Annotated in this window: 7 protein-coding genes; 2 read left to right on the forward strand and 5 right to left on the reverse strand. The window is 63.4% G+C overall.

Translation table 11 applies throughout. The features are described from left to right. Positions 1–582 (forward strand): DsbA family oxidoreductase (locus tag GPS82_RS13105; RefSeq protein ID WP_296495444.1); only part of this gene is annotated, 582 nt, incomplete at its 5' end. Positions 583–632: 50 nt separating this feature from the next. Here GPS82_RS13105 and GPS82_RS13110 read toward each other — a convergent pair. The 3 genes from GPS82_RS13110 to GPS82_RS13120 all read right to left on the reverse strand — a co-directional run bounded on the left by GPS82_RS13110 (position 633) and on the right by GPS82_RS13120 (position 3186). Then, positions 633–1052 carry a hypothetical protein gene (locus GPS82_RS13110; protein WP_296495446.1) on the reverse strand — a complete coding sequence of 140 codons (420 nt, stop codon included), beginning with the start codon at positions 1050–1052 and terminating at the stop codon, positions 633–635. Positions 1053–1160: 108 nt separating this feature from the next. Continuing rightward, on the reverse strand, positions 1161–1718 hold the full coding sequence (locus GPS82_RS13115; RefSeq protein ID WP_296495448.1) for a polymer-forming cytoskeletal protein: 558 nt from the start codon (positions 1716–1718) through the stop codon (positions 1161–1163). Positions 1719–1860: 142 nt separating this feature from the next. Further along, on the reverse strand, positions 1861–3186 hold the full coding sequence (locus GPS82_RS13120) for an AarF/ABC1/UbiB kinase family protein (protein WP_296495450.1): 1326 nt from the start codon (positions 3184–3186) through the stop codon (positions 1861–1863). 252 nt (positions 3187–3438) lie between these two features. Between GPS82_RS13120 and GPS82_RS13125 the strand changes: the two genes are divergently transcribed. After that, positions 3439–3609 carry a hypothetical protein gene (locus tag GPS82_RS13125; RefSeq protein ID WP_296495451.1) on the forward strand — a complete coding sequence of 57 codons (171 nt, stop codon included), beginning with the start codon at positions 3439–3441 and terminating at the stop codon, positions 3607–3609. A 15-nt stretch (positions 3610–3624) separates the two neighbouring features. Here the strand turns inward: GPS82_RS13125 and GPS82_RS13130 are convergent, their stop codons facing one another. Both GPS82_RS13130 and GPS82_RS13135 read right to left on the reverse strand, forming a co-directional pair. Beyond that, on the reverse strand, positions 3625–5061 hold the full coding sequence (locus tag GPS82_RS13130; protein ID WP_296495453.1) for a heavy metal sensor histidine kinase: 1437 nt from the start codon (positions 5059–5061) through the stop codon (positions 3625–3627). Then, positions 5049–5269: winged helix-turn-helix domain-containing protein (locus GPS82_RS13135; RefSeq protein WP_296495455.1), on the reverse strand; the 221-nt coding region annotated here is incomplete at its 5' end. The genes GPS82_RS13135 and GPS82_RS13130, both read right to left, overlap by 13 nt.

The raw sequence follows: 5269 nt of genomic DNA on the forward strand, positions 1-5269 counted from the left end.
CTGGCAAATTTGCCCGGCGACGTGGTGGTGAAATTCAGCGTTCAGCCCTTTGAGCTCAATCCGCAGATGCCGGTTGGCGGCCAGGACATCACCGAACATCTGACACAAAAATATGGCTCCACCGCTGAGCAACAGGCGCAAATCCGCGACACCATCCGCCAGCGTGGGGCCGAGCTGGGCTTTGCCTTCAACGCGTCCGGGCGCGGCCGCATCTACAACACCTTTGCCGCGCATCGCTTGCTGCACTGGGCCGGGCTTGAATCAGCCGACAAACAACTGGCCCTGAAAAAGGCTTTGCTGGTGGCCTGCCACAGCGACAGCCAGGCCATGGACTCAACCGCCATATTGCTGGCGGCGGTGGCACAAGCCGGGCTCGACGTGGCGCGCGCGCAAAATATTCTGGCAAGCGACGAATTTACCGCCGAGGTGCGCGAGGCGCAGGCGTTTTACGCCAGCCAAGGCATTCGTTCAGTGCCTGCCGTCATCATCAACGACCAGCACCTGATTTCGGGCGGCCAGCCGGTTGGCGTGTTTGAGCAGGCGCTGCGCCAGATTGCGGCAATGCAGAGTCAGGCACAGTGATCGCATGACTTTGTGGACCCCGGCGGCAGCGAGCAACCGCTCGCCCGGGCTTATTTGACAGGCGTGACGATCACGCTCTCGCGCAAGATGCCGCCAGCTGCCGCACTGCCCTCGGTGGTGCCCTGCGCGCTCATGCGGAGTTCACAGGCAGATCGGTCTTCAGCGTCCCGATGCACGCTGCAGCGCTGCAATGCGTTCAGCCGGTACTCCCCGGGCGCGTCATTGAGGGCGCCCCGCCTTGCCTCGGCCAGGGCGCTGCCAGCCTCACGGCGGCAGGTGGCAATGTCCTGATTGGACTGGCCACTGTTGCACACAGCCAGGTCCTGCCGGTAGCGCGCCTGGGCCTCGGTTGCCGCACTCGGCGTGGCCGCCATGGCGGCAGATGCGCTCACAAGGATGGCACCAAATGCCAGAACGAGTTGACGAAGTGGCTTGCAGGCAATGGGAAGGTGTGTGATGGGACGGGTCATTTCAAGGCTCCTCAGGATGTACCGAATAAATGGAACCTCATCATGGCCGCCAGAACACGAGCGGTCTGTGCGCCAGGGCACCCAGTCTGCCAACCCTTGCAGACCGCCTCAGCCGGCCACAGCCAGCTCAGGTTTTGTCACTTTGCCTGGCTTGGGGTTGTGTGCCGCGCCAGACTGGATGTCGCCTGTGAGTTGCCCGCCCTCTTCGATGACCACTTTGCCATAGCGAATCTGGCCCGTGACCCGGCCGGTGGCATAAATCACCAGCTTCTGGCGCACCGTCAGATTGCCGTCAAACTGGCCACGAATTTCGGCGATGTCGATCTCGGCCGACCCCTTGAAAGAGCCTTGCTCTGCGATCTCCATGAGCCTCGAATCCATGGTGGCTTCGACCATACCCTCCACCACCAGGGTGTCGCAGTCGGTGATCTCCACCCCCTTGAGTTTGATGTTGGGGCCCACGATGAGCTTGCTCCCACCCACCGGGGCGGGTGCAGGTGCGCTGGCATTGCCACTGACGCCCGGGCTGGCCTGGCTTGTCACTGACTGCGGTGCCGTGCTGCCGGTTGCCCCATACCCTGTGCTTTGTGACGGAAGGGGCACCACATGCCGCGCCGTGGCTGGCTCTGTTTCGCGTTTATTGAAAAAGTTCGGTGACATGGCCATTGGATTCCTTTGAAAACGCCATGCTATGGGCCTGGGCGCGAAAAGTCGCCACCGGAAATGCAAGTTCTGTAACAGGATGAATGACCGACCGGCCACACCCGGCACAACACGCCGCCCGGATGAAGCGCCGCGCAATCCGCAGTCAGGGTTTCAAGTACGGCAACGCCAACTGCCGCACGTTGATACGCGCCCTGAGCCGCGCCGCCAGCAAATAAAGACCCCCGAGCTTGCGGTGCAAAAACAGGGTGTCGATGGGCGGAATGTGCCAAAAATCACGGTCCAGGCCCAGCGCCATGCCGGCATCGCGCAGGCGCTGCACCATGTCGGTGGCGCCAAAGTCGAATTCGCCCGCCTGGCACAGCGGCTCCAGCGCCATCTCGAACATATCCAGCAGCGCTGTTTGATGCCTGGGCTGAGTCTGCGCATTGAAATAGCCAACGTCCATGGCGGCCTGCCGCATGGCGGCACGGTCACCCGCCATAACCGCCCGCATCAACGTGCGGTAGCCCTGGCCAAAGGCGGGTGCGAAGCTGCGCGTGGCACCAAAGTCGAGCAGGATCAGTTGCCTGGATTCGGGGTCATAGCGGTAGTTGGCAAAGTTGGGGTCGGTCTGCATCAACCCAAACTCGAACAACTCGCGAAACAGCAGGTTGACCAACAGGCGCACGATGCGGTCGCGCTCGGCCTGGGGCGCATCCACCATTGACTCCACCGGCACGCCGCCCACATAAGACATGGCCAGCACATTGCGGGTGCTCAGGTCGGCGTGAAAGGCGGGCACCACAAACTCTGGCGCGTTTGCGAGCAGTTCGGCAAAGCGCCGCAGGTGCGCACCTTCGGCCTGATAGTCGGCCTCTTCGCGCAGCTGGCGCTTGGCCTCAGCCAGCAGCGGTGCAATGTCCAGCGTTTTGGGGATCAGGCCGGTCAGGCGCAGCAGTGACGCCACGTTGTTGACGTCGCTGCTGATACTCCTGCGCACGCCGGGGTACTGGATCTTGATGGCCAGATCGCGCCCGTCTTTGGTTTTGGCGCGGTGCACCTGGCCAATCGAGGCAGCGGCGATTGGTGTGAAAGAAAACGGCTCAAGCCGTTGCTGCCAGCCGGCGCCCCAGTTGGCGCCAAGCACCGCCTGTACCTGCTTGTGTGGCATGGCCTGGGCATCCGAGCGCAGCCGCGCCAAAATGGCGACCAGCTCGGGCGGCAGCATGTCGCCGGCGTCCATCGAGATCAATTGCCCCAGCTTCATTGCAGCCCCACGCATTTGCGCCAGTTGCTCCGTGACGCGACTGACATTGGCGGGCGTCAGCAGCAGGTCGCTCAGATTGGGGCGCTTGCCCTGGGCAAGCTGACGCGCGCCGTTCATCAGCATGCTGCCCGCCACACCGGTGGCCATTTGCCCCAGGCGCGCCAGACGGCCCAGGCGGCTGCTGGGCACGGATGAACCGGGGGCATCAGGGGGTGTTTTCAAGGCGATGGGGTCCTAAAACAGGGTGAGACATTAGCGCACAACACGGAGAATCCTGCAGCTTGACAGGCATTGCAGCAAGGGTCTGTCACCCAGCACACCCCCGGATTGGCATCCGGACCACTGGCTCGCACACACTGTAGCCCGAATGCAGGGCAGCGAAATCCGGGGATGCACGTTAACACCCCGCCGGCAAGGTCTTCGGCAAAGCACAACAATGCATTCTCTTTTCACGCCAACAAGGGTCTCCCGTTCATGAACCAACAGCAACGTTTCGTCCAGTCCACGCAGTGGCTGCGCCCGGTGACGCGTTGGGCCACGCGCTTCTCACTGAACGCGCCGCAGTGGTTGCCCGCGCCGCTGCGCCATGCCCCGCTGCGCCTGACCTCGCTGGTGTTGAAGGCCTACCACCGGGTGTTGCGTTAAAAAGTACCTTGCGGGTCAGACCACTCGCGCAGCGACGTGCTCTGACCCCAACCAATTAGGCAAGAACATCGTGAATGTGGTGACGCCATTGACTGAGGCCGCCGAAATCGTTCCCCCATGGGCTTGCACAACAGACTGGGTAATGGCCAGCCCCAGCCCGGTGCCCTCGGAGCGGCGCTGACGCGCCGGATCAACCCGAAAAAAGCGGTCAAAGACCCTGGTGAGATGCTCCGGGGCAATGGCCTCGCCCTGGTTGGCCACGCTGATCTGAACGCCATCTTCCAGCGCTTGCACGTGCACCGTCACGCTACTGGCCACCTCGGCATGGCGCAGCGCGTTGGACAGCAGGTTGCCCAGCGCCCGGCGCAGCATCAGGCGGTCAGCGCTGACCGTGCCGTCGCCCAGCAGGCGCAGCGACACATTTTTTTCCTCGGCGACCGCGTCAAAATAATCAAACAGGGCGCGCACCTCGTCGGCCAGCGATAGCTCTTGCCGCTGCAGCAACGCCAGGCCGTGGTCCGACTTGGCCAGCAGCAGCATGTCGGAAATCATGCGCGCCATGCGCTCGAATTCTTCTGCGTTCGATTCCAGAATCTGCCGGTAATCGTCGGCGCTGCGCTCCCGCGACAGCGTCACCTGCGTTTGCGTCAGCAGGTTGCTTACCGGGGTTCGCAACTCGTGCGCGATGTCGGAAGAAAAGTCGGTGAGCCGCTGAAACGCCTCCTCCAGCCGGGCCAGCATCTCGTTGAGCGACTGCGCCAACTCGGCCAGCTCGCGCGGGATGGCGCTCACCGGCAGGCGCTGGCTGAGTTGCTGCGCGGTCACGCCCTGGGCCTGTCTGCGCATGGCGCGCAGAGGCGCCAGGCCCCGGTGCACCGCCACCCAGCCCAGCACGCCGGTCAACAGGGCCGCACCCGCCACAAACCACCACAGGGTGCGCAAAAACTCCTGCATGTAGGCCTGGTGGTGCGCAATGTCGGTGGCCACGGCCACCACCACGGGCAGCGCTTGCCCCGTCGTGTCAACGATCGCCGTCGGCAAGCGCGCGGCCAGGCCGCGGTAAGTCTGCGTGCCCAGCCGCCAGAGCGCCGGCTGGTTCGGCGCCTGGGTGGCTTGGCGGATCACTTGCGCGGGGTCAAAGTCGGCATGGCCGGTGGCAAAAATGACGGCTTCGTCGGCGTCGATCACCATCACTTCCATGCCATGGTGGCCCACCAGGGAATAGGCCAGCTGATGGGTGAATTCGGTCAGACCCTGCTGTGACTGCACCCGTTGCAGGGCTTGGCGGGTGAGCTCCATCTTGCCCGCCAAGACCTCACGATCGAGATCTTCAAAATGCTGCTCCACCGAGCTGGCAATCACAAAGCCAAGCCCCAGCAGCACCGCCGAGGCGGCCAGCACAAACATCAGCGTCAGGCGCTGGGTGAGCGAAATCCGGTTCAGGGCGCGCAATTGGGGTCTTCCAGCACGTAGCCCATGCCGCGCACGGTGCGGATCAGCTTCGGACTAAAGGCGTCGTCCACCTTGGCGCGCAGGCGGCGCATGGCGACCTCGATCACATTGGTGTCACTGTCAAAATTCATGTCCCACACCTGCGAGGCAATCAGCGAGCGCGGTAGCACCTCGCCCTGGCGTCGCAGCAGCAGTTCGAGCAGGGCAA

Origin of the sequence: Rhodoferax sp., assembly GCF_011391645.1 — a bacterium.
Taxonomy (GTDB): domain Bacteria; phylum Pseudomonadota; class Gammaproteobacteria; order Burkholderiales; family Burkholderiaceae_C; genus Rhodoferax.